Annotated in this window: 26 protein-coding genes; 21 read left to right on the top strand and 5 right to left on the bottom strand. The window is 37.3% G+C overall.

Annotation, left to right across the window (positions count from 1 at the left end):
• Positions 1-29 precede the first annotated feature (29 nt).
• The 5 genes from EM808_RS08275 (at position 30) to EM808_RS08295 (ending at position 3,505) form a co-directional block, all read left to right on the top strand.
• Positions 30-644 (top strand): TerD family protein, encoded by a 615-nt coding sequence (locus tag EM808_RS08275; protein ID WP_127737699.1) that lies wholly within the window; start codon positions 30-32, stop codon positions 642-644.
• 32 nt (positions 645-676) lie between these two features.
• Positions 677-1,255 (top strand): TerD family protein, encoded by a 579-nt coding sequence (locus EM808_RS08280; protein WP_127737700.1) that lies wholly within the window; start codon positions 677-679, stop codon positions 1,253-1,255.
• A 231-nt stretch (positions 1,256-1,486) separates the two neighbouring features.
• Positions 1,487-2,194 (top strand): anthrax toxin lethal factor-related metalloendopeptidase, encoded by a 708-nt coding sequence (locus EM808_RS08285; protein WP_127737701.1) that lies wholly within the window; start codon positions 1,487-1,489, stop codon positions 2,192-2,194.
• Between the two features lie 31 nt (positions 2,195-2,225).
• A complete protein-coding gene (locus tag EM808_RS08290; protein WP_127737702.1) occupies positions 2,226-3,020 on the top strand; it encodes a thymidylate synthase in 795 nt (264 codons plus the stop codon).
• Positions 3,017-3,505 (top strand): dihydrofolate reductase, encoded by a 489-nt coding sequence (locus EM808_RS08295; protein WP_127737703.1) that lies wholly within the window; start codon positions 3,017-3,019, stop codon positions 3,503-3,505. The genes EM808_RS08290 and EM808_RS08295 overlap by 4 nt, the downstream gene beginning before the upstream one ends.
• 37 nt (positions 3,506-3,542) lie before the next feature.
• Here the strand turns inward: EM808_RS08295 and trhA are convergent, their stop codons facing one another.
• Positions 3,543-4,166, bottom strand: coding sequence for a PAQR family membrane homeostasis protein TrhA (trhA, locus tag EM808_RS08300; RefSeq protein WP_127737704.1), 624 nt, complete (start codon positions 4,164-4,166; stop codon positions 3,543-3,545).
• 113 nt (positions 4,167-4,279) lie between these two features.
• Here trhA and EM808_RS08305 point away from each other — a divergent pair, with 113 nt between their 5' ends.
• The 7 genes from EM808_RS08305 to EM808_RS08335 all read left to right on the top strand — a co-directional run bounded on the left by EM808_RS08305 (position 4,280) and on the right by EM808_RS08335 (position 11,353).
• Entirely contained in the window at positions 4,280-4,756 is a 477-nt protein-coding gene (locus EM808_RS08305) for a hypothetical protein (protein ID WP_127737705.1), read from the top strand.
• 369 nt (positions 4,757-5,125) lie between these two features.
• A complete protein-coding gene (gene ilvA / locus EM808_RS08310) occupies positions 5,126-6,391 on the top strand; it encodes a threonine ammonia-lyase IlvA (protein WP_127737706.1) in 1,266 nt (421 codons plus the stop codon).
• Between the two features lie 273 nt (positions 6,392-6,664).
• Positions 6,665-7,507: a DegV family protein gene (locus EM808_RS08315; RefSeq protein ID WP_127737707.1), complete on the top strand. Its 843-nt coding sequence runs from the start codon at positions 6,665-6,667 to the stop codon at positions 7,505-7,507.
• A gap of 340 nt (positions 7,508-7,847) precedes the next feature.
• Positions 7,848-8,006 carry a YflJ family protein gene (locus EM808_RS08320; protein WP_127737708.1) on the top strand — a complete coding sequence of 53 codons (159 nt, stop codon included), beginning with the start codon at positions 7,848-7,850 and terminating at the stop codon, positions 8,004-8,006.
• Positions 8,007-8,134: 128 nt separating this feature from the next.
• Positions 8,135-9,709 (top strand): ATP-binding protein, encoded by a 1,575-nt coding sequence (locus EM808_RS08325; RefSeq protein ID WP_127737709.1) that lies wholly within the window; start codon positions 8,135-8,137, stop codon positions 9,707-9,709.
• 226 nt (positions 9,710-9,935) lie between these two features.
• On the top strand, positions 9,936-10,766 hold the full coding sequence (locus tag EM808_RS08330) for an SGNH/GDSL hydrolase family protein (protein WP_127737710.1): 831 nt from the start codon (positions 9,936-9,938) through the stop codon (positions 10,764-10,766).
• Positions 10,767-10,768: 2 nt separating this feature from the next.
• Complete coding sequence (locus EM808_RS08335) at positions 10,769-11,353, top strand: YpmS family protein (RefSeq protein ID WP_127737711.1); 585 nt, start codon at positions 10,769-10,771, stop codon at positions 11,351-11,353.
• 44 nt (positions 11,354-11,397) lie between these two features.
• Here EM808_RS08335 and EM808_RS08340 read toward each other — a convergent pair whose 3' ends face one another.
• Entirely contained in the window at positions 11,398-12,156 is a 759-nt protein-coding gene (locus EM808_RS08340) for a DUF4397 domain-containing protein (protein WP_127737712.1), read from the bottom strand.
• Between the two features lie 325 nt (positions 12,157-12,481).
• On the opposite strand from EM808_RS08340, the gene rsgA reads away from it, so the two are divergent.
• From rsgA to msrB, 3 genes are all read left to right on the top strand, one after another.
• Positions 12,482-13,540: a ribosome small subunit-dependent GTPase A gene (rsgA, locus tag EM808_RS08345; RefSeq protein WP_127737713.1), complete on the top strand. Its 1,059-nt coding sequence runs from the start codon at positions 12,482-12,484 to the stop codon at positions 13,538-13,540.
• 179 nt (positions 13,541-13,719) lie between these two features.
• Positions 13,720-14,259, top strand: a complete 540-nt coding sequence (gene msrA, locus EM808_RS08350; protein ID WP_127737714.1) for a peptide-methionine (S)-S-oxide reductase MsrA — start codon at positions 13,720-13,722, stop codon at positions 14,257-14,259.
• On the top strand, positions 14,252-14,683 hold the full coding sequence (msrB, locus tag EM808_RS08355; RefSeq protein ID WP_127737715.1) for a peptide-methionine (R)-S-oxide reductase MsrB: 432 nt from the start codon (positions 14,252-14,254) through the stop codon (positions 14,681-14,683). Before msrA ends, msrB begins: the two co-directional genes overlap by 8 nt.
• A gap of 43 nt (positions 14,684-14,726) precedes the next feature.
• Here msrB and EM808_RS08360 read toward each other — a convergent pair whose 3' ends face one another.
• Entirely contained in the window at positions 14,727-15,815 is a 1,089-nt protein-coding gene (locus tag EM808_RS08360; protein WP_127737716.1) for an SGNH/GDSL hydrolase family protein, read from the bottom strand.
• A gap of 193 nt (positions 15,816-16,008) precedes the next feature.
• Between EM808_RS08360 and EM808_RS08365 the strand changes: the two genes are divergently transcribed.
• The gene (locus EM808_RS08365; RefSeq protein ID WP_127737717.1) at positions 16,009-16,245 is read left to right on the top strand and encodes a YozE family protein; all 237 of its coding nucleotides are present in this window, start codon (positions 16,009-16,011) and stop codon (positions 16,243-16,245) included.
• A gap of 389 nt (positions 16,246-16,634) precedes the next feature.
• Positions 16,635-17,330, top strand: coding sequence for a hypothetical protein (locus tag EM808_RS08370; RefSeq protein ID WP_127737718.1), 696 nt, complete (start codon positions 16,635-16,637; stop codon positions 17,328-17,330).
• An 8-nt stretch (positions 17,331-17,338) separates the two neighbouring features.
• Here EM808_RS08370 and EM808_RS28530 read toward each other — a convergent pair whose 3' ends face one another.
• Positions 17,339-17,491: a hypothetical protein gene (locus tag EM808_RS28530; protein WP_164849597.1), complete on the bottom strand. Its 153-nt coding sequence runs from the start codon at positions 17,489-17,491 to the stop codon at positions 17,339-17,341.
• A gap of 188 nt (positions 17,492-17,679) precedes the next feature.
• Between EM808_RS28530 and EM808_RS08375 the strand changes: the two genes are divergently transcribed.
• Both EM808_RS08375 and EM808_RS08380 read left to right on the top strand, forming a co-directional pair.
• Positions 17,680-17,850, top strand: a complete 171-nt coding sequence (locus EM808_RS08375) for a YozD family protein (protein WP_127737719.1) — start codon at positions 17,680-17,682, stop codon at positions 17,848-17,850.
• A gap of 179 nt (positions 17,851-18,029) precedes the next feature.
• Entirely contained in the window at positions 18,030-18,800 is a 771-nt protein-coding gene (locus EM808_RS08380; protein WP_127737720.1) for a sporulation protein, read from the top strand.
• A gap of 45 nt (positions 18,801-18,845) precedes the next feature.
• On the opposite strand, the gene EM808_RS29480 is transcribed toward EM808_RS08380, so the two are convergent.
• Entirely contained in the window at positions 18,846-18,971 is a 126-nt protein-coding gene (locus EM808_RS29480; RefSeq protein ID WP_259347199.1) for a hypothetical protein, read from the bottom strand.
• A gap of 239 nt (positions 18,972-19,210) precedes the next feature.
• Here EM808_RS29480 and deoD point away from each other — a divergent pair, with 239 nt between their 5' ends.
• A complete protein-coding gene (deoD, locus tag EM808_RS08385; RefSeq protein WP_127737721.1) occupies positions 19,211-19,912 on the top strand; it encodes a purine-nucleoside phosphorylase in 702 nt (233 codons plus the stop codon).
• Positions 19,913-19,960: 48 nt separating this feature from the next.
• Complete coding sequence (locus tag EM808_RS08390) at positions 19,961-20,791, top strand: M15 family metallopeptidase (RefSeq protein WP_127737722.1); 831 nt, start codon at positions 19,961-19,963, stop codon at positions 20,789-20,791.
• Positions 20,792-20,811: the final 20 nt, after the last annotated feature.

Consider the following 20,811-nt stretch of genomic DNA (forward strand, 5'->3'; position numbering starts at 1 on the left):
AAAATACATAATACATAGGAGTGGATAATATGGCAATCAATCTGCAAAAAGGACAAAGAGTGGATTTGACGAAGGGCAATCCTGGTTTATCAAAGATTATGGTAGGTCTTGGTTGGGATCCAGTTCAGCAAAATAAAGGCGGCGGACTGTTTGGTTCTTTATTTGGCGGCGGTTCTGGCGGAGCAAATGTTGACTGTGATGCATCAGTATTAATGCTTGATGAGAACGGCAAAGTAAAAGGGAACAGTGATGTTATTTACTTTGGCAACTTGAAAAGCAGAGATGGAAGCATTCAGCATACTGGCGACAACTTGACTGGAGACGGTGCAGGGGATGATGAGCAAATTTTTGTGGAATTAAGCCGTGTTCCTGCAGCAGTACATAAGCTTGTTTTCGTTGTTAATATTTATGATGCGGTGAAAAGAAAACAGCATTTCGGAATGATTCAAAACGCATTTATCCGCATAGTTAATCCAAGCTCTAATGAGACACTGCTTCACTACAATCTGACAGATAACTATAATGGCATGACTAGCTTAATTGTTGGTGAACTTTACAGAAACGGTCAAGAGTGGAAGTTTGGCGCAATTGGTTCTGGAACATCTGCCGGCAGTCTTGGTGAAGTAGTAAAATCTTATTCTTAATATCAGCAAGTGATTAAAAGGAGGAGAAAAGAATGAGCATCAATCTATCAAAAGGACAAAGAATTGACCTGACGAAAACAAATCCAGGCTTAACGAGAGCGATAATCGGATTAGGATGGGACACAAATCGCTATGACGGCGGTGTTGATTTTGACTTGGATGCATCAGCATTTCTGGCAGATGCAAACGGTAAAGTGATAAATGATGTAGATTTCATTTTCTACAACAACCTTGCACATCCGAGCGGCGGTGTGGAGCATACAGGCGATAACCGGACAGGTGAAGGCGATGGGGATGATGAACAAATCGTCATCGACTTTTCTAAAATTCCAGCACATGTACATAAAGTCGGCATCGCTGTGACGATTCATGACGCAGATTCTAGAAGTCAAAATTTTGGTCAAGTTTCTAATGCGTTTGTTCGTGTCGTGAATGAAGAAACAAATGTAGAAATACTTCGATATGATTTAGGCGAAGATTTTTCTGTGGAGACAGCTGTTGTCATTTGTGAATTGTACAAGCATAATGGCGATTGGAAGTTTAATGCTATTGGCAGCGGATTCTCTGGCGGACTTGCAGCACTATGCCGCAACTACGGATTGGACGTATAACTCCTGGCTGTCACAAAGACAGAGTGTATGAAATAAACAGCAAGCTAAGCAGCCTTTCAGAAAAGAAGCCTTTCTTGTTTCTTTTTTGAAGGGCTTTTTTTGAAGGTATTGCCAATATTTTTTCTGGCGCAATTAAACTATCATTATATGCTATAATCTATTATATTATTAATCTCCTCCTCATCAAACATACTAGTAATACATCGGAGAGCAAAGATGGAGAGAGTAAGGATGAAGCATTTAAAAAAGATTATGCCATTTTTTATGATTGGCATTGTCTCGCTACTGATGGGGAATTCCCAGCAGGAGACAGACGGAATCATGCTGAAAGATTATCCTGTCCAATCGATATTAAAGGATACTCTTACAGCAGAAGAACAGGAAAACCTGCAATCTATTATTTTGCTTCCAAAAGGAGCATTTGATCAAATGGAAGCAGCAGTAATTGGGAAGCGTCTTAATAGGCTGCCATTATCTCTTTTATCTAAAATAGAAGAAAAGGGAATTAAAATAAAGCTATTTACTGGAAAGCTAACCGATAATCCGACAGCAAAGCAATTTGCTGGAATAATACCAAGAGGGTATCGCACGACAAAAACGTGGGATGATGTACCAGGAATCGGTGGCGGACAAACGGTGCTTGTCAAGATTGGCTCAAGTAATAAAGGGAGCGGACACGGTTCAGTTAACCTGGAGCTACATGAACTCGCTCATTCCATTGACTATAAGGTACTGAATTATTATAGTAAAAAGGAACAATTTATTTCGGCTTGGAATAAAGAGAAAGCCAGGCTTTTTCCACAAAGACCGTATTTTTTGAACTATCCTGAGGAATACTTTGCGGAAACCTTTGCCATGTATTATTTAGGCGGTTCTTATAAAGAATCATTAAAACTGTTGGCACCTTTAACATATAAACAGATTGCCAGCATTAAATAAGCAAATTTAGCAGGAAAAGGATGTTGAATAAATGAAGCAATATTTAGATCTATGCAGACATGTCTTGACAACAGGAACGAAAAAAGAAGATCGTACAGGAACTGGCACTGTTAGTACTTTCGGCTATCAAATGCGTTTTGATTTAGCAGAAGGTTTTCCATTGATCACGACGAAAAAGCTCCACTTGCGTTCGATTATTCATGAGCTATTATGGTTCTTAAATGGGGATACAAATATCAAGTACTTACAAGATAATAATGTTCGCATTTGGAATGAATGGGCAGATGAAGAAGGCAACCTGGGACCAGTATACGGCCATCAATGGAGATCATGGACATCAAGGGATGGTAGCACGATAGATCAGATAGCTGAATTGATTCACACAATTAAAAACAACCCAGATTCGCGCAGAATGATTGTTAGTGCATGGAATGTCGGTGATATACCTGATATGGCATTGCCACCTTGTCATTGTCTGTTTCAGTTTTATGTAGCAGACGGAAAATTGTCTTGCCAATTGTACCAGCGTTCTGCAGATGTATTCTTAGGAGTACCTTTTAATATCTCCTCATACGCTTTACTAACCTATATGATTGCTCAAGTATGTGATCTTGAAGTAGGGGAGTTTATCCATACATTTGGTGATGTTCATATTTATAATAATCACATAGAGCAAGTGGAGCTGCAGCTAACAAGAGAACCGAAGCCACTGCCACAGCTCGTGCTGAATAAAGAGGTTAAGGACATTTTCTCGTTCAAATATGAAGATTTCGAAATTGTGAACTATGAAGCACATCCACATATTAAAGGAGTAGTAAGTGTATGATTTCTTTAATTGTAGCGATGGACGATAAGCAGGCAATCGGAGTAAATAACCAATTGCCTTGGCATTTACCCGAAGACTTAAAGTATTTCAAGAAGGTGACAACAGGTCACCCAATCGTAATGGGGCGTAAAACGAGAGATTCGATTGGACGAAATTTGCCTAACAGGGAAAATGTGATTTTAACGAGAGACAAAAATTATACTTGTGAAGGCTGTACAGTTCTGTATTCTATCGATGATTTTAAAAAATGGCAGGCGGAAAAGGATGAGGAGATTTTTATCATCGGCGGGTCTGAAATTTTTAAAGAAACAATCGAAATTACTGACAGACTTTACATTACGGAAATTAGCGGCGAATTTGAGGCAGACACTTATTTCCCTGAAATTGACTGGAACGAGTGGCATGTCATAAGTGAAAATAAGGGCATTAGAGATGAAAAGAATGACTATGATTACCGCTTCCTAGTATATGAAAAGAATAAATAACAAAGAAAAAACCAAATCAAAGTTGATTTGGTTTTTTTTATACATAAAATAGGATGCAAAAATACATGAACGAGCTTCCAGCTAACACAAATACATGCCAGATTGCATGGAAGTAAGGGGTTTTCTGAAGCACATAAAATATGCTGCCGATTGTATAAAACAAACCGCCAATAATGAGCAGAATGGCTCCTTCTGTTCCGATAGCATGGAATAAAGGAACGATTGCTGAAACAATCAGCCAGCCCATAATTACGTATAGGATTGTGGAAGCAACAATAAACTTTTTCACAAAATAGCATTTAAATACTATCCCTGCAACGGCAAGTCCCCAAACAATTCCGAATAATGTCCAGCCAAGCGGCCCTCTGATTGCTACAAGTAAAAAGGGCGTGTACGTACCTGCGATAAGCAAATAGATGGCAGAATGATCGAGAATTTCAAAGAAATCCTTCAGCTTTTCATATGTTGTACTGTGCAGAAGAGTCGAGCATAAATACAGGATTACCATAGTGGCTCCAAATATCGTAAAGCTGACGATTCTCCACGGATTATCTGTTTCAGCTGCATACAGAATTAAAAAAACAAGTGCTGGAATGCTTAACAAAAAGCCGATTCCATGTGTTATGCTGTTGGCTATTTCTTCTTTTACAGAAAAATTCATTCCATCACCTCTTCTTTATTCTAAAGGAACAACGATGGAAAAACAAACGAGGACAAAGAAATGAAACAAAAATAGGTCTAGAAACGTATATCCTTTATAAGGAGGCTGGACATTTGATACACTTGAATTTTATATTTTTGCTTATCTTAATTGGAACATTTATACGTTATCTTGTTTATGGAGAATTTGATGCATCATCCATTGTTTTGGCTTCTTTATTTCCCATTACTTCTGTCTTGATGTATATTACCGCAAGCTATTTAGCCAAAAAGGAACAAGCTTATTCCCCGAAATATGACGACAACTGGTCCTTTTATGTGCTGCAAAAATTGCTGCACACACCGAAGCCTCTTTTTAAAGGGAAGGAAAAAAAAGGCGTTTACAAACGCTATTATGTTAAAGGCTGGCATTGGCTTATAGATAGCCTATTGGAGGGCAAATCGCCAATGTATTATTCCTTTTACCTAACTATAGACGACCATAACTACAAAGTAGAGTGGAAGAGGGATAAAATTTTTTCCAACAATGATAAATGGGTTATTTATAAAGATGGCGAGTATTTTGGTGAAGCAGCAACTGACTTTCGATAAAAAAACGCAGTCCAATTAAAAGAATGTATCAAAGCTACATTCGGTATGGAAGAATTGCTTGTCACCTCAAAAACAATAAAAGGGGAGGCTGTATTGCACTGTAATGATAAAGTTGTAGGAACCATAAAGCGCAGCAGCCTGGTAAGCAGTTCGCATATTATCAACATAGATGAAAATTCAGACACTTACATATTGGTATTAGTGCTTTTCCGTATGTATTATAAATGATCATAAAAATGGAGCAATCAGCATTCTGATACCTTTTTGACTATTTAATGTGAAAAAACAAAAAATTTAGAATTATTTTATGGTTTTACCTCTCTGACATGTTATAATGTACAAATTAATGGTGGAAATGAGGGTGTGGATATGGAACAAAATGTAATGAGAAAAATGGTGCAGCTGGAGGATATTCTAATTGCATACCAGCGAATTAAAGACATAGTGGCCCATACTCCTTTACAAAAGAATCATAGGTTGTCAGAGAAATATGATTGTAATATCTATATCAAAAGAGAAGATTTACAGCATGTTCGTTCCTTTAAATTAAGAGGAGCCTTTTATTCTATGGTTATGCAGGAAAAAGAAAAAATGAAAAATGGAGTAGTATGTGCAAGTGCAGGGAATCATGCGCAGGGAGTTGCCTATTCATGCCGGTATTTAGGTGTGCATGGGAAGATTTTTATGCCTGCAACAACACCGAAGCAAAAAGTAACACAAGTAAAAATGTTCGGTAAAAATTATGTCGAGGTTGTTCTAGTAGGAGACACGTTTGACGACTCGTACGAAGAAGCAATCAAATGTGCCACTGGGGAAGAGCGTGCATTTATCCATCCGTTTAATGATGAGCATGTAATTGCAGGTCAAGGAACAGTAGGCATTGAGATTATGAATGACATCGATGAGCCTGTCGATTATGTGTTTGCAAGCATTGGCGGGGGCGGACTAATGGCAGGATTAAGCACTTATATTAAAGGTGTGTCTCCTGGAACGAAAATGATCGGCGTTGAGCCAGCAGGTGCTCCTTCGATGAAGGAGGCTATCTTGCAGCGCCAAGTCGTGACCCTAAGTAAAATTGATAAATTTGTTGACGGTGCTGCCGTCAAGCGTGTTGGCGAAAAAAGCTATGATGTGTGTAAACAGCTGCTCGAGGATATTCTGCTCGTTCCAGAAGGAAAGGTATGCACATCTATTCTCTCTCTTTATAATGAGCACGCTATCGTTGCAGAGCCAGCAGGTGCTCTCCCTGTTGCTGCATTGGATTTATATAGGGACAAGATTAAAGGGAAAAATGTCGTTGTTGTTATCAGCGGAGGCAATAATGATATCGACAGAATGCAGGATATTAAAGAAAGATCCTTATTATATGAAGGACTGCTTTATCACTTTATCGTCAATTTCCCGCAAAGAGCAGGAGCACTAAGGGAATTCCTTGATGAGGTGTTAGGCCCTGATGATGATATAACAAGGTTTGAATACATCAAGAAAAACAATAAGGAAAATGGACCAGCGTTAGTCGGACTGGAGCTTAAGCATAGGGAAGACTATAAAGGGCTTATTGAGAGAATGGACATCAAGGGCTTTGCTTATACAGAGCTTAATAAAGATTCAAATTTATTTAATTTGCTTGTTTAAAAACAACTGGACGATATGAAACATAAGGAACCACTTAAATAACCCCGGTTATTATGCGAATTTCTAACAAATTTTCGTTTAATAGTCGGGGTTATTTATTTGCAGGTTTGTAATTTTTTACAGACGAATGTAAAGCGCACAATCTAAACTACTTTCTATATAGAAAGGTTGTCAGATTAGGATATTACTTGCTAACTATAGGACTATTGTTGTATAATTTATGTTTAAGAAAACGCTTTACAATTGATTAGATTTTTAAAAGGGAAGTGTAAAATGAAAAGAATTAAAATTGTTACTGACTCCACCGTAGATTTGGCAGATGAATTGATTGAAAAATATGAAATTGAAGTGATTCCTTTATCCATAACAATTAATGGGGAAACTTTTTTAGATAGAGTAGATATAGAACCAGCAGAATTTATTCAAAAAATGAAGGAAGCAGGCAATCTTCCGAAAACATCTCAACCACCAGTAGGCTTGTTTTTGGAAACCTACAATAAGCTTAGTGAACAGGGATATGAGATAATTTCTATTCATATGACTGGCGGAATGAGCGGAACAGTTGATTCTGCTCGCAGTGCTGCATCAATTACAGAGGCAGATGTTACTGTATTCGATTCTGAGTTTATTTCCAAAGCCTTATCCTTCCAGGTTATAGAAGCAGCAATATGTGCACAAAATGGCAAAAACAAAGACGAGATCATCGAAAAAATTCAGCATATTAGGAAGCATACGAAGCTATATGTTGTGGTGGATACACTTGAAAACCTGATAAAAGGTGGAAGAATAGGCAAAGGCAAAGCCTTTATCGGTTCACTCTTGAACATAAAGCCGATCGCCTCATTAGAAGAGGGAGTATACAACCCTGTCACAAAAGTGCGAAGCAGAGCGCAAGCTGTTAAGTATTTGGCAAATGCGTTTGCAGAGGATTGCTTAGGAAAAACCATCAAAAGAGTTGGTATTACACATGCAGACAGTCTCGACTATGCCAAAATGCTTCAGGAAGCAATTGAGAAGGTTTCCGGATTTAATAAAATCGAAATAGATTTTACTACACCAGTTATAAGTACACACACAGGACCTGGAGCATTGGGATTCAGTTACTACGCTGAATAGACTGAAAATTTTTAAGTTTTGCAGAAAAAGGAAATGCTGGCAATTACTTAAAGCTAAAGTCAAGCGCCAGTTAAGTGAAGTATTCATACTTTGAATTTTGATGTTTTAGCACCTCACAGGTGAAATTCTCCAGAAACGTTCATATAGATGGAGCTTTTCTCCGCAGAAGGCTTTCGGAAATTATCAAGTTAAAAAAATCGTCATCAAACGCAGAAAAAAAGTTTGTCGACAGACTGAGAGATTGATACTATATCAATCTCTTTTTTGTTGTTTCATAGGACTGTGACATGCTTTTAGAACATATATTGTAGTGGGGAAGCGATAAAGGGGGAGTTATTAAATGGCGTATTTTGGTTCGAAGGGCTGGTATGTTAGCCGTCTGAAAGAATTGGGAATAAGCAGACATCCACAAGAACAAAGGAAGCTTGAATTATACAAAACATATATTTTAAGGAATTTATATCAGGAGCAGCTCGAAAAAATAAAAGGCAATGTTTAGTGTTATAGACGTAGTTAAACGTCAACCCGCCTTGAAAAAAAGTTAGCGAAATAAGAGGGAATTAGTGTGAATCTGTCGAATTCTTTTAGTTATATTTCTAGAAAAGGAATAAAAAGGATTTGGTGGATATGATGATAAAAAAAATGAAGCAAATTCCTCTATTAAATAAAATTCAATTATTCTCTTTCTGTATGCCTTTATTTCTTTTAGCGTGTGCTGCTATAGCCATATTTGCTATTTTTTCCTACGAATGGAAGGAAGACTTGACTTATCGTGCTGACAGTCTGTTAAAGACTGCAGGATATCAGCTAACGAATGCTGAAGAAAGCAGCACGATAAGTAATCAAGATAAGGAAATGCTTACATCCTTGCTAACAATACAGCAAGAAACGGTAACTAATACATATATTTGCTTATATGATGAATCCTCTGCATGCCAGGAGTGGTCTGTAATTCATCAGGACGGCACATATTCAACTGTAAGCAGTACGGCTTTACAGAAAATATATTATCAAATTGGGAGAAAAGGCGTTTCAAACAACAGTGCTGATTTCCTTGGCTTTTATAAGGAAAACAGCAGCTATTTTTATACTGCCTTCATACCTTTAACTGATGAGGATGACAATATTGTCGGTGGAATTGGTATGGATATAGCTGCAGATAATCTGTTCCATCATATTCACAAGCTACTTGCTGCTATCATTACTATATTTGTTGTGACTGCATTCCTTTTGTTTTTCTATACGAAAATAACAATAAGTAAATACCTCCTTCCATTAAAGGAGGTTATTTGGGGACTGCAGGAGATCAGCAGTGGCAATTTAGAGGTAGAGCTTACCAGCCATGGTGCTTCTGATATTAGAATGATAAGTGAGAGCCTTAACGAGATGGTTAGAAAACTCGCTATGCTTTTTACAAGACTGTCTAAAACCTCCAAAGAATTGGGTACTTTATCTCGTGATATCGAATTGAATTCTGTGGAAGAGGCACTGAATGAAATGGATAATATTATGAACTACACGAAAATCCATCGGGAGCTGCAGCGTGCAGAAAAAATGAATGCAATCGGTCAACTTGCAGCATCTGTTGCACATGAAATTAGAAATCCCATGACGGTTGTAAAAGGTTTTCTGCAAATATTCTTGGCAAAGGAGCATATAAGCGAAGAAGAGCGAATGTACATTAAGCTGATGATTGAAGAAATGAATCGGGCTGAGACAATTATCAACGATTATTTATCCTTGGCTAAGCCTGGAATTGAGCAAACAGAAAAAATTGATGGTCAAGATATGATAATAAAGGTGATTGATCTTATGTACTCCTATGCCATGATGTCGAAAAGTATTACATTTGAACGGGATATCCAGCAAGTATTTTTACGTGCAAACAGGAGTGAACTAAAGCAGGTATTAATCAATATCGTTAAAAATGGGATTGAATCCATGCAGCAAGGCGGAGTATTAAGTGTTTATCTATACACAAAAGAAGGGTATGGAATATTTGAAATAACGGACACTGGTATTGGGATGACAGAGGAAGAATTAAGCAGACTTGGCACCGCCTTTTATTCCTTAAAGGAAAAAGGCACAGGCATGGGATTAATGGTCAGCTACCAAATGATTGAACAGATGAAAGGCAAAATAGAAGTGGAAAGTAAAAAAGGCAAGGGAACAACATTTAAAGTATTTATCCCACTTTATTAAATAAGGAAAAAACTTTATCAGCACTATTACATGCTTATAACATTATTGCATTTGTTTAGATTGCTATAAGGGCCTAATGAATAGGTCTTTTTTAAATAAAACAAGGACGAGTAGAAAAGATTCTCGTATAGTTTTCCTGAATCTGTAGAAGGATAAAAATGTAAAAAATATTCAACTGTCGATATGTTATAATGATTAAAAATGGAATAAAGGTAGGTGTATATAAATGAGACCATTTACCTTAATAATTTCTATTATTACGCTTTTATTGCTTTCTTCTTGTGGCAACAATACCTCTTTTCAAAAAAACAATGGAAAAGAAACTGTTTTGGCCATGAAGCAGGAAGTCCCTGAGAGCTTTGTTTCGGAGGAATTAAATGTTGTCGCTGCAGGTGATTCCTTAACACAAGGGGTCGGTGACAGTACTGGTACAGGAGGCTATGTCCCTTATTTACAGAAATTATTTCAACAAGAACAGGGAATAGGAACCGTAACCATTAACAATTATGGTGTTAAAGGCAACAGGACGGACCAGCTTTTGAAAAAAATTAAATCTGCCGAAGTGAAGCAGTCCATTAGTGATGCTGATATGGTTATATTAACAATCGGTGGAAATGATATAATGAAGGTTGTTAGGGACCATATCTCGAATTTGCAGCTTGATGATTTTACACCACAGATGAAAACCTTCGAAACAAATCTTTATAATGTTCTGAGAGAAATTCGCAAAGACAATCAACAGGCAGCGATTGTTCTTGTTGGGGTATATAATCCTTTCACAAAGTGGTTTGCAGATGTGGATGAGATGAATGATATTGTGACAGAATGGAATAGGACTGGGGAAAACATACTTACCCTTTATGACAATACGTATTTTGTCCCAATTGAACAAATCTTTTCCGATACTACGGAAAACTTATTGTATACGGACTATTTTCACCCGAATGATAAGGGCTATAAGTTGATTGCTGATGAAATATACACGAAAGTTAAAGAAAATGCCATTGGGGAAATTTTGGCGACAAAGCGCATGAATAGAGAAGACAGAGGAGAATGAGTTTGTTTAAGAAAAAATGGAAAGCAGCATTTTTACTATTAGCAGGCATCAATATTGTTATACTGCTTGCACTTGTCCTGCTGATATTTTTACCTGCTGACAGGTCAACTTCGGACAGTGCGGATGCAGGAAATGAGGAGGTTATCCCATTTCAGGTCACAACGAATAAGGAAGACTTGACGTTGCTCATCAACAGCTACTTGGAGAAGGAAGGCTTAAATGGACCTGTCCATTATGAGGTTAACTTATCAGATGAAGTAGAGCTTTTCGGTTATTTACCGATCTTTAACAGTGATATTGAAATGAAACTGACATTTGAACCAATCCCGCTTGAAAATGGAGATATCACATTAAAGCAAAAATCAATAAGTATTGGGCAGCTGTCCTTACCAGTGTCTTATGTTATGAAATTTATTGAAAATCAATATAAGCTGCCAACTTGGGTTAATATAAATCCAGACGATGAGACAATTGATGTACATCTAACAAATATGAAAATTGGGGACGGCATGAGTGCGGAAGTAAAGGAATTTGATCTTGAAAATGATCGTATTCAGTTTAATCTGCTCCTTCCTGTTACGGAATAAATGTAAATACTTAAAAAAAGGGCAGAATGAAATTTCTGCCTTTTTTATATGGAAATCAGTAGTATTTCGGCACTTACATCCGCTGAGGTACCCTCTAGAATAAGGGCTGAATAAGCTTTGTTTTCTTTTAATGGGAGCGGAGGAAAGCTTGCGAGTTTGCCGTTTGTTTCCGCATCCTTTGCTTCTAAGTAGACAGTCATAGGGTAAAGCCCGAGATAGGAAGTGGCCGCCTTCAAATGTAAATTGGGGAAAACGACATCGCCCTTTTGAACGGCAATATTTAATGCAGACATTTTGGGATGGAGATGAATGATGCGCAGCTTTGTTTCAGATGGATGAACAAATGGGTCTTCTTGGAAGGTATAAAGCTTTAAGTAATTGTTTGCTGATTCTAAAAATGTAATGGTATGAAAAATATTGCTCTCAACAAGAATTTTTTGGCTGCAAAGGGAATCAACCATTGCGCCTGTTTCATATATATCAACCTGATAGCGGCCGACTGGCAATGTCATTTCATTTGTAACCGATTTAAAGGCAACCTCTTTAAACAGCTTTACTCCATTGATATAAATATCAACAACGGGCTTTTGTGCAGCAGTATGGATGAACCTTAGTTTTCCGTACTCTGTTTGCCTGTCTAAATCTGTAGTTATGGAGTTTTGCGGCAAAGCTTTTCTAAGAACCTCGAGATGCTTTTGATAATAATAGATATGGAGGTCTGGATTAGTATATTTATAATAATCACTTAGCATATTGTACATTCCGGCTTCCTGGAAGGAATAGCTGTCCCCTTGTTTTTGCATGGTTTTCACTCCTGTTTCCTAAAAGATGATAACAGTTTATGCATGCATTTAGATACAGTGCCTATTTAAAAATAATCTTAAAAAGGTAAATTTTATGTACAAATTAGAAAGGATGGAATATAATAGATATTAACTACAACGGAAAGGGTGATGACGATGAAAACAACAATCTGTGTAAATAAGGCAATTGTATTCATCGTACAGCCCACTGCATACTTGCTCCATTAGTATGTATCTTTTATCCTGCATATTTAATGCATGAGAAAACCATGGGCTGTACGTCGCTTATGGTTTTTTATTATGCTTAAAAACGGAGGATATACAAATGGATTTGAATAAAATTGGGTTTAATGAAAATATAAACAATGCTTTAGCACAATTAAACAAGGCAGGTCTCATTGCAGGGCGGGTTGCTTTAGAACATAAGAGACTTTATCGAGTATATACGGAAATTGGAGAATTATTGTGTGAGGTTTCAGGAAAACTGTCCTTTGATGCTGTTGGCAGAGATGATTATCCTGCTGTAGGCGATTGGGTGGCTGTATTGCCTCGCGAAGGCGAAGGGAAAGGGACCATCAATTCCGTTCTTCCACGGAAAAGTAAGTTTTCCAGGAAAGCAGCAGGAATGACAACAGAGGAGCAAATTGTCGCCGCAAATGTCGATACTATTTTTCTTGTCAATTCCCTAAATGAGGATTTGAATTTACGCAGAATAGAAAGATACTTGACGCTGACATGGGAAAGCGGAGCGAATCCAGTGATCCTGCTAACGAAATCGGAGCTTGCTGACAAGGTGGCAGACAAAATTGCCAGTGTGGAATCCATTGCATTTGGTGTTCCAGTAATCGCCATAAGTGTTCATGAAAAACAGGGACTTGACTCCTTAAATGATTATTTGCTTCCGCAAAAAACAATTGCATTATTAGGCTCCTCAGGTGTTGGAAAGTCAACGTTGACTAATTATTTACTTGGTTATGAAAAGCAGTTAGTACAAAACATTAGAGAGGACGATGATAAGGGGCGCCATACAACGACATATCGAGAAATGGTTGTGCTGCCTAATGGCTGTGTTCTGATTGATACACCAGGAATGAGAGAGCTTCAGCTTTGGAACAGTAATTCAGGCATATCAGAAAGCTTTACAGATGTCGAGCAGCTTGCAACAGAATGCCGATTCAGAGACTGCAGCCATCTAGGTGAAGCAGGTTGTGCTGTTAAGCAGGCGGTAGAGGACGGAAGATTGGAAGAGGCACGTCTCAACAGCTATTTCAAGATGAACAGAGAGCTCGCCTATTTGGAAAGAAGGCAAAGCAAAAAAGCACAGGCAGATGAAAAGAAGAAGTGGAAAAGTATTCACAAAGCGATAAAAGCAAAGCATAAATAAGCAGAGTAAGGGAGTGCAATCTATGCACTCCCTTTATATTTTTTTGAATGCTAACATTTTTGAGCCGTCTTTTTGCATATTTTAGCGAATTTGTTTAAGCTAAATAAAAGATGTGTTACTACACCCCCATTGGGGAATATAAAAAGATATGAAATATGAAAGGAATAGAGGTGCATCGTATGGAAAAACAATACGAAAAAGCAACATTTGCCGGGGGCTGTTTCTGGTGTATGGTTAAGCCTTTTGATCAACAGCCTGGAATTATTTCAGTCGTTTCAGGCTATACAGGTGGACATAAGGAGAATCCTACTTATAAGGAGGTCTGTTCTGAGACAACAGGTCATTATGAGGCAGTCCAGATTACGTACGATCCTTCCCTGTTTCCTTACGAAAAGCTCCTTGAACTCTATTGGCAGCAAATCGATCCGACAGATCCAGGCGGCCAGTTTTTTGACAGAGGCTTGTCTTATCAAACTGCGATATTCTATCATAATGAAGAACAGAAAAAATTAGCAGAGGAATCAAAAAAAGCTTTAGGAGAAAGCGGCAAATTCAATAAGCCGATTGCGACAAAGATTATTCCAGCAACTGCTTTTTATGATGCGGAAGAATATCATCAAGATTATTATAAGAAAAATTCCCTGCATTATAATGCCTATCATGTAGGGTCAGGCAGAGCCGCGTTTATTAAGAATAACTGGGGGGATAAGCATGAATAAAAATGAATTGAAAGAAAAACTAACACCAATTCAATATGAAGTTACACAAAACAACGGAACAGAACCGCCGTTTCATAATGAGTATTGGAACGAATTTGCGGACGGCATTTATGTAGATGTCATTTCAGGTAAACCATTGTTCAGCTCAAACGACAAATATGATGCAGGCTGCGGTTGGCCTAGCTTCACAAAACCAATCTCAGAAGAGGATCTTGTAGAAAATACAGATACAAGCCATTTCATGGTGAGAACAGAGGTAAGAACAAAGGAAACCGATTCCCATCTTGGCCACGTCTTCAACGATGGACCACATCCAACAGGATTACGATATTGCATGAATTCTGCATCACTTCGTTTCGTTAGAAAAGAAGACCTAGAAGCAGAAGGCTATGGCAAGTATAAAGTTTTGTTTGATGAAGATTGATGATAAGACAAAAGGCAATCCTTCTATCTAGGATTGCCTTTTTTTAGTTATCTTGCACGATAATCGATGAGATCTGTACCCTGTGAAAACCGGAAGTATTATGTGACGAAGATTTACCCTTCATACGAAACGACACGGTGTGCTTGCTGTCAGAAAGCCCGCCGGCAATATAAAGGGACCGAGGCTTTTTGAAGGGCCACCATGTCGAAATGCTTGTGACAAACTCGTCATCAATATAAACATCCACCAAGCCTCCTAAAGGACTTCTTATCATATTTGCCCCAAGATACGTGCCTGTAAAGGTAAAGTCAATGCTAGCTCCTTTTTCATCAGAAGTATAATAGCCGTCCCTTTTAATAAAGGAACTGTCTTTAAATTGATACTCGTTTTTTGTTTCCATGTTGATTGCCTTTGCAGCAAATTCATTTTTTGGAATATCGGTGCTTTTATTCCCTTTTTGTATTCTTGTTTCTAAATACTGATAAATATAATCGCTATAGAGCTGATAGCCATCGTCATTTGGATGGACTAGATCTTTTGTTAAACGTTTCATGCTCTTACCCGATTCATTAAACGGAATTCTCATATCGAGATTTAACGCATTTAACTCCTTTGATACTTCCGCAATTGTATCGGCAAAGTTTTCATTGTCTAAGCTGCTTTCTGTTAGTGTAATAATTTCTGCAGTCGGGTATTTCTCCTTTACTTGCAGAAGTAGCTGGCTGTAAAAGGTGTAGAATACTTCCTTATTCATATATTTACGATCATTTTCACCGAATACGATAAAAACAAGATCAATATTCTGAAGGGAGGAATTTCTGAATTTATATAAGCCTTCAAAAGCTGTAGCCCCGCTTTGTACAAGCATATTTCTCTGCATTGGTGTGCCATGCTGTTCAAACACGGACTGCTCTAACAAGTAAAACCATTTTGTTTGATCCTTGCTCGCACCAGACCCTCTACCGATACTGTCTCCAATTATTAAATAAGATATTGGCTCACTTGATCTGATTTTGTCAAATGCATTTTTGGATGTGGAGCTTGTTTGATTTGGTTGATAGAGGCAATACAATAAAACGAAAGCTAATCCAATTACGGAGCTGATTAAAAGAGTATAGGTTTTGTTTTTCATAGGATTAACTGTACGTCCCTTCTGATTTTTTGCATGGTTTATTATATCCTAAAGAATCTTCATTAAACATAAAGAATAATACTTTATAGCTTTATAGAATACTAATTATCTTTTATTGGTGAATAATGCTTGCACCATTATTTCATGTTATGTATAGTATACGTTATATCATTTCGGATAAGGAAGATGCACGATGACAAAATCTTTTTACCATTTTTTAATGAAATTCCGACATCCCGAGCCAAAGGACGCTATCAGCATATTTGCAAATCATGCTTATTTAGATCACAGTTTTCCTAAAAACAGCTTTGACTATGATGAAGTGAGCAATTATTTGGAGCTTAATGGCCATTATTTAGACAGTATGAGAATCTTTGATGAAGCATGGGAGACCTATTTATTTCAAGAAGAGAAGGAAACACGCTATTAGCATTTTGCAGTGGTTACTGCAAAATGCTTTTTTTGTTTAGGACCTTGTAAGCGGCTTTTACATAATGAGTATTCTAAAATAGTTTGTCAGCTACATATATTGGATTAAACAAAAACATCCAATTCTAACTGACATGTTTATTTTAAAAAAAACGCGTGGAAATAGGGTGGAGCATTGTCGATTAGCAAGTGAGATGCATATATTATTTCAAGAAAAGATAACAGAGAACAAAAAAAGGATGAAGATGAGATGTTGATTGATGAAAGGCTGTGTTGTTTCATTTAATCCCCCGCCGTAAACGTTCAAGTCTTTAAGCATGACTGTGGGGGTGTATCGCCACACAAGTGGCCAAAATAATCGCACAATCTGTTTAGAGAGGACTTTTAACTATGGGAAATCGAAAAAAACCGAAATTTAAAATTGGTGATACGGTTGTCATCACCATATACGGTACTGTCGGAAAAATCACGGACGTAAAGTGGCTTGATGACATGCATGTCTATGAGGTTAATAAAAGCGAGGGCCTGTACTTAGAATCCAGCCTGCAAATGCTTTCCGAATTTGAAGGAGAACTGATGGATACAGAAAAAATAGACATTGAATATCGCTACTTTATAGGTGATCTCGTCAAAGTGAAAGGCTATGGCTCTAACCTCTTTAAAATTATGGGCTTCCGAACGGAAATATGGCGTTACAAGTCAGATGCATGGGAAGACATCATTTACGAGTTGTCTAGGGTAAGTGATGGAGATTGGCTTGAAGCTGGTGAAGAGGAGCTGACATTAGTAGCAGACGCAGAAAATGCCGATAGTTTCATTCAGAAATTAGGACTTTTGTATATAATGGATAAAAAGAAGAAACCTGTTAATCTGCAAAAACCAAATAGCTCTTACCGAAAAACGGAAAAAGAGCTGCTGGAAAGCACGAAGGAAAAACAGGAATTAATCAATGGTTTACTTGATATTTACAATGATTATCATATACTACATGAGTTATTTCATGACACTGAGTATGAACAGGCGATGAGGCTAACAATACGAAAGCTGAAGCAGCTGAGCAGCAAGGATGATAAGTCTGCATTATAATAATGGAATTACAAGATTAAATAGAGAAAATATGGAATACATCCAAACACTAATAGAGAAAACAAAACTTGAAGCCATTTGTCAAATATTCTTAAGATATTACTATTATCCTCATTAACATCTTCTTTCACTACTGCGACTAAATGCTGCAACTTTTTCATGATAATTTTCCCCCTGAAATCTCGGATTATAGTAATGTTTTCTTGTTATTAGTAATGAATATGAGCATGACCATCTAAACATGTCTCTTTTTACTTGAAAAATATTTTAATTTATCACATAATTTGTACAAATGCCTTGCATTTTTTATGCATTGTCACATATATTCTTACTAAAGGGGGCGATATGCTTGAAAGAGATTGATGTAATAATAGATACGGAGGAAATTGCTGAGTTTTTCTTTCGTGAGCTATTAAAAAGGGGATACGTTCCCACTGAAGAAGAGATGGATGAATTGGCTGACATCACGTTTGAATATTTGCTTGAAAAATGCATTATTGATGAAGAATTGGATGACTAGCTTGCAATGTAAGTTTGTAAAAGACAGTTAATTATATAAAGAAGTAGCAATGCATATGGCAGGAGAATACTCTTGCCATTTTTTTTATGGAGAAAATGATTAGTAATCTTGAAACCTTTTTGTTATTTACGCGTAAATCAAATTAATAAATTAAAATTGGGGTAACAGGAGGAAAAGGAATGTCTATATTTAAAAAGGCGTTGGCAAGTGTTGGGGTAGGTGCTGCTAAAATTGATGCAGTGCTGGATAAGAGGGATTATATGCCGGGTGAAAGGCTAGAGGGAGAAATAAATATTGTTGGCGGTAATGTGGAGCAGAATATTGAAGCGATTTATGTAAGACTGTATACAGAATATGAAGTGGAACATGATGATAAAAAAGAAACACGCACCGCTCTGATAGGTGAATTTTTGGCAGCAGGCGCCTTCACGATAAATATTAAGGAAAAGAAGGTAATTCCATTTTCTGGTACTCTTCCATATGATATTCCTTATTCCATAGGCAAAACAAAAGTATGGATTTCAACAGGTCTTGATATTAAGCAAGCCATTGATCCGAGCGATGTAGATCCGATTAATATTATTCCATCTCCGCTTGCTGATGAAGTGTTTCGTGCATTTCAAGAATTAGGCTTTAAAATGAAAAGTGGTGTTTGCAAGGAGGCAGGCCGGCGGCATCAACTGAGACTGCCATTTGTACAGGAATTTGAATTCATCCCATATGCAGGAGACTTTCGAGGGAAGCTGGATGAAGTGGAGCTTGTGATTTTGTCAACTGGTGAAAATGTAATGGAAGTTATGCTGCAAATTGACAGGAAAGCGCGTGGACTTTCTGGATTATTCGCAGAAGCTCTTGATATGGATGAAAGCTATGTATCATTAAGCATTCACAAACATGAGTTGCCAGGACTAAAGAATACACTTTACCAATTGATTAATAAATATGCCTAAAAACCTTCAAGCGTGTACCCTTTTGGCACACGCTTTTTATTTACCTTAGTTCTTTCTTTCTCTTGCAGACATTTCCTTACCATGTGCTTCTTGTTCGGCTATTATAGCCTCTTTTGGTATATGATTATTCTTTTTAGGAGAGTTAATTCGATTGCGATGCTTTTTTCCCATAATATTATATGTCTCCTTACGTGTCTGTTTTTAGAATATTATCATTGATAAGCATGTTTTCCAAAACCTATGGAAAACCTAAAGTTAGTATTGCCGATTAAAGATTTGTTATCCTGCAATTAATTGTATTTAACCTAAAACTAGAATATGATATAGTACAAATAGTGATTGTTTAAGGTATGGAAATGATTCCTATTATTATTTAAAAGAATGTTCTTAAAATTTGGAGGTACAAAAAAATGAGTGTACATATTGGAGCAAAAGAAAATGAAATCGCTGAAACGGTTCTTCTGCCTGGAGATCCTTTGAGAGCAAAATATATTGCAGAAACCTTTTTAGAAAATGCGGTTTGCTATAACGAAGTCCGAAACATGTTTGGATATACTGGTACATATAAAGGCAAAAGAATCTCTGTACAAGGGACAGGCATGGGAGCACCATCCATTGCCATTTATGTTAATGAATTAATGAATAGCTATAATGTCCAAAACCTAATAAGAGTTGGTACTTGCGGAGCAATCCAACAGGATGTAAAGGTGCGTGACGTTATCCTTGCTATGAGTGCATCAACTGATTCGCAAATGAATCGCCTAACGTTCGGCGGGGTTGATTATGCACCGACAGCTAATTTTGACCTGCTTAAAAAAGCGTATGATGCAGGCATTGAGAAGGGGCTTTCCTTAAAGGTTGGAAACGTATTTACAGCAGATAGCTTCTATAATGATAACTCTGAACTGGAAAAATGGGCGAAATATCAGATTCTTGCTATTGAGATGGAATCAGCAGCACTATATACACTAGCAGCAAAATTCAATCGTAAAGCATTGTCTGTACTTACTGTGAGCGATCATGTACTGACTGGTGAAGAAACAACTGCTGAAGAAAGACAGACAACTTTTAATGAAATGATTGAAGTATCACTTGAAGCAGCAATAAAGTAACATAAGCGTAACTAGTAACCTGGAACAAAGTGTAATATGGGGTGTAGAATGAAAAAACTATTGCTGCTGCTGATGCTTACTTTCCTTTTGACAGGATGCAGTAAATTGGATGGCATTACAGATCATATCCCTTTCTTAAACAAAGAAAAGGAATCGGAAGAAACAGCCGTGAATAATAACAATTCAGAACAAACAAACGATCAAGATACTGATGATAGTACAGAAGAGCTTCCATGGACTTTAGAAGCTGCTTTTTTCAATGATATTAAGGTTGTGGATGGCAGGAACATTATCCAAAATCCAACAAATACAGTGTCATTAGTTAACAAAAGCTTTGGTTTGCCAGATGGATACGCACCAGAGGATCTTATCAGGCCAGAAGTTCAGTTTTCCTTTGGTAATCAAGATATAGAGAAAAGCTATATGAGAAAGGAAGCTGCTAATTCTTTAGCTGATATGTTTAATGCTGCCAAAAAGGACGGTGTTATCCTTTATGCAGTATCAGGCTATCGTTCTTATGACCGTCAGACCGTTCTGTATGATGCAGAGATTGAAAAGGTTGGACAGAAGAAAGCGGAGGAAGCAGTTGCATATCCTGGTAACAGCGAGCACCAGACAGGTTTAGCCATGGATATATCTGCTAAAAGTGTTGATTTCCTGCTTACAGAGGACTTCGAGGCTACGAAGGAAGGCAAATGGCTGAAAGATAATGCACATCTTTATGGGTATATTCTGCGTTATCCGAAAGGAAAAGAGGATATTACAAAATATAAATTTGAGCCATGGCATTTCCGCTATGTCGGCGAAAAATCTGCAAACGATATATATGAAAACGGTTGGACATTAGAAGAATATTTTGACCAAGTTAGAAAAATCTAAGTAATAAATAAAATTATTTG

This window comes from Niallia taxi, from assembly GCF_004005475.1.
GTDB lineage: Bacteria > Bacillota > Bacilli > Bacillales > Cytobacillaceae > Niallia > Niallia taxi.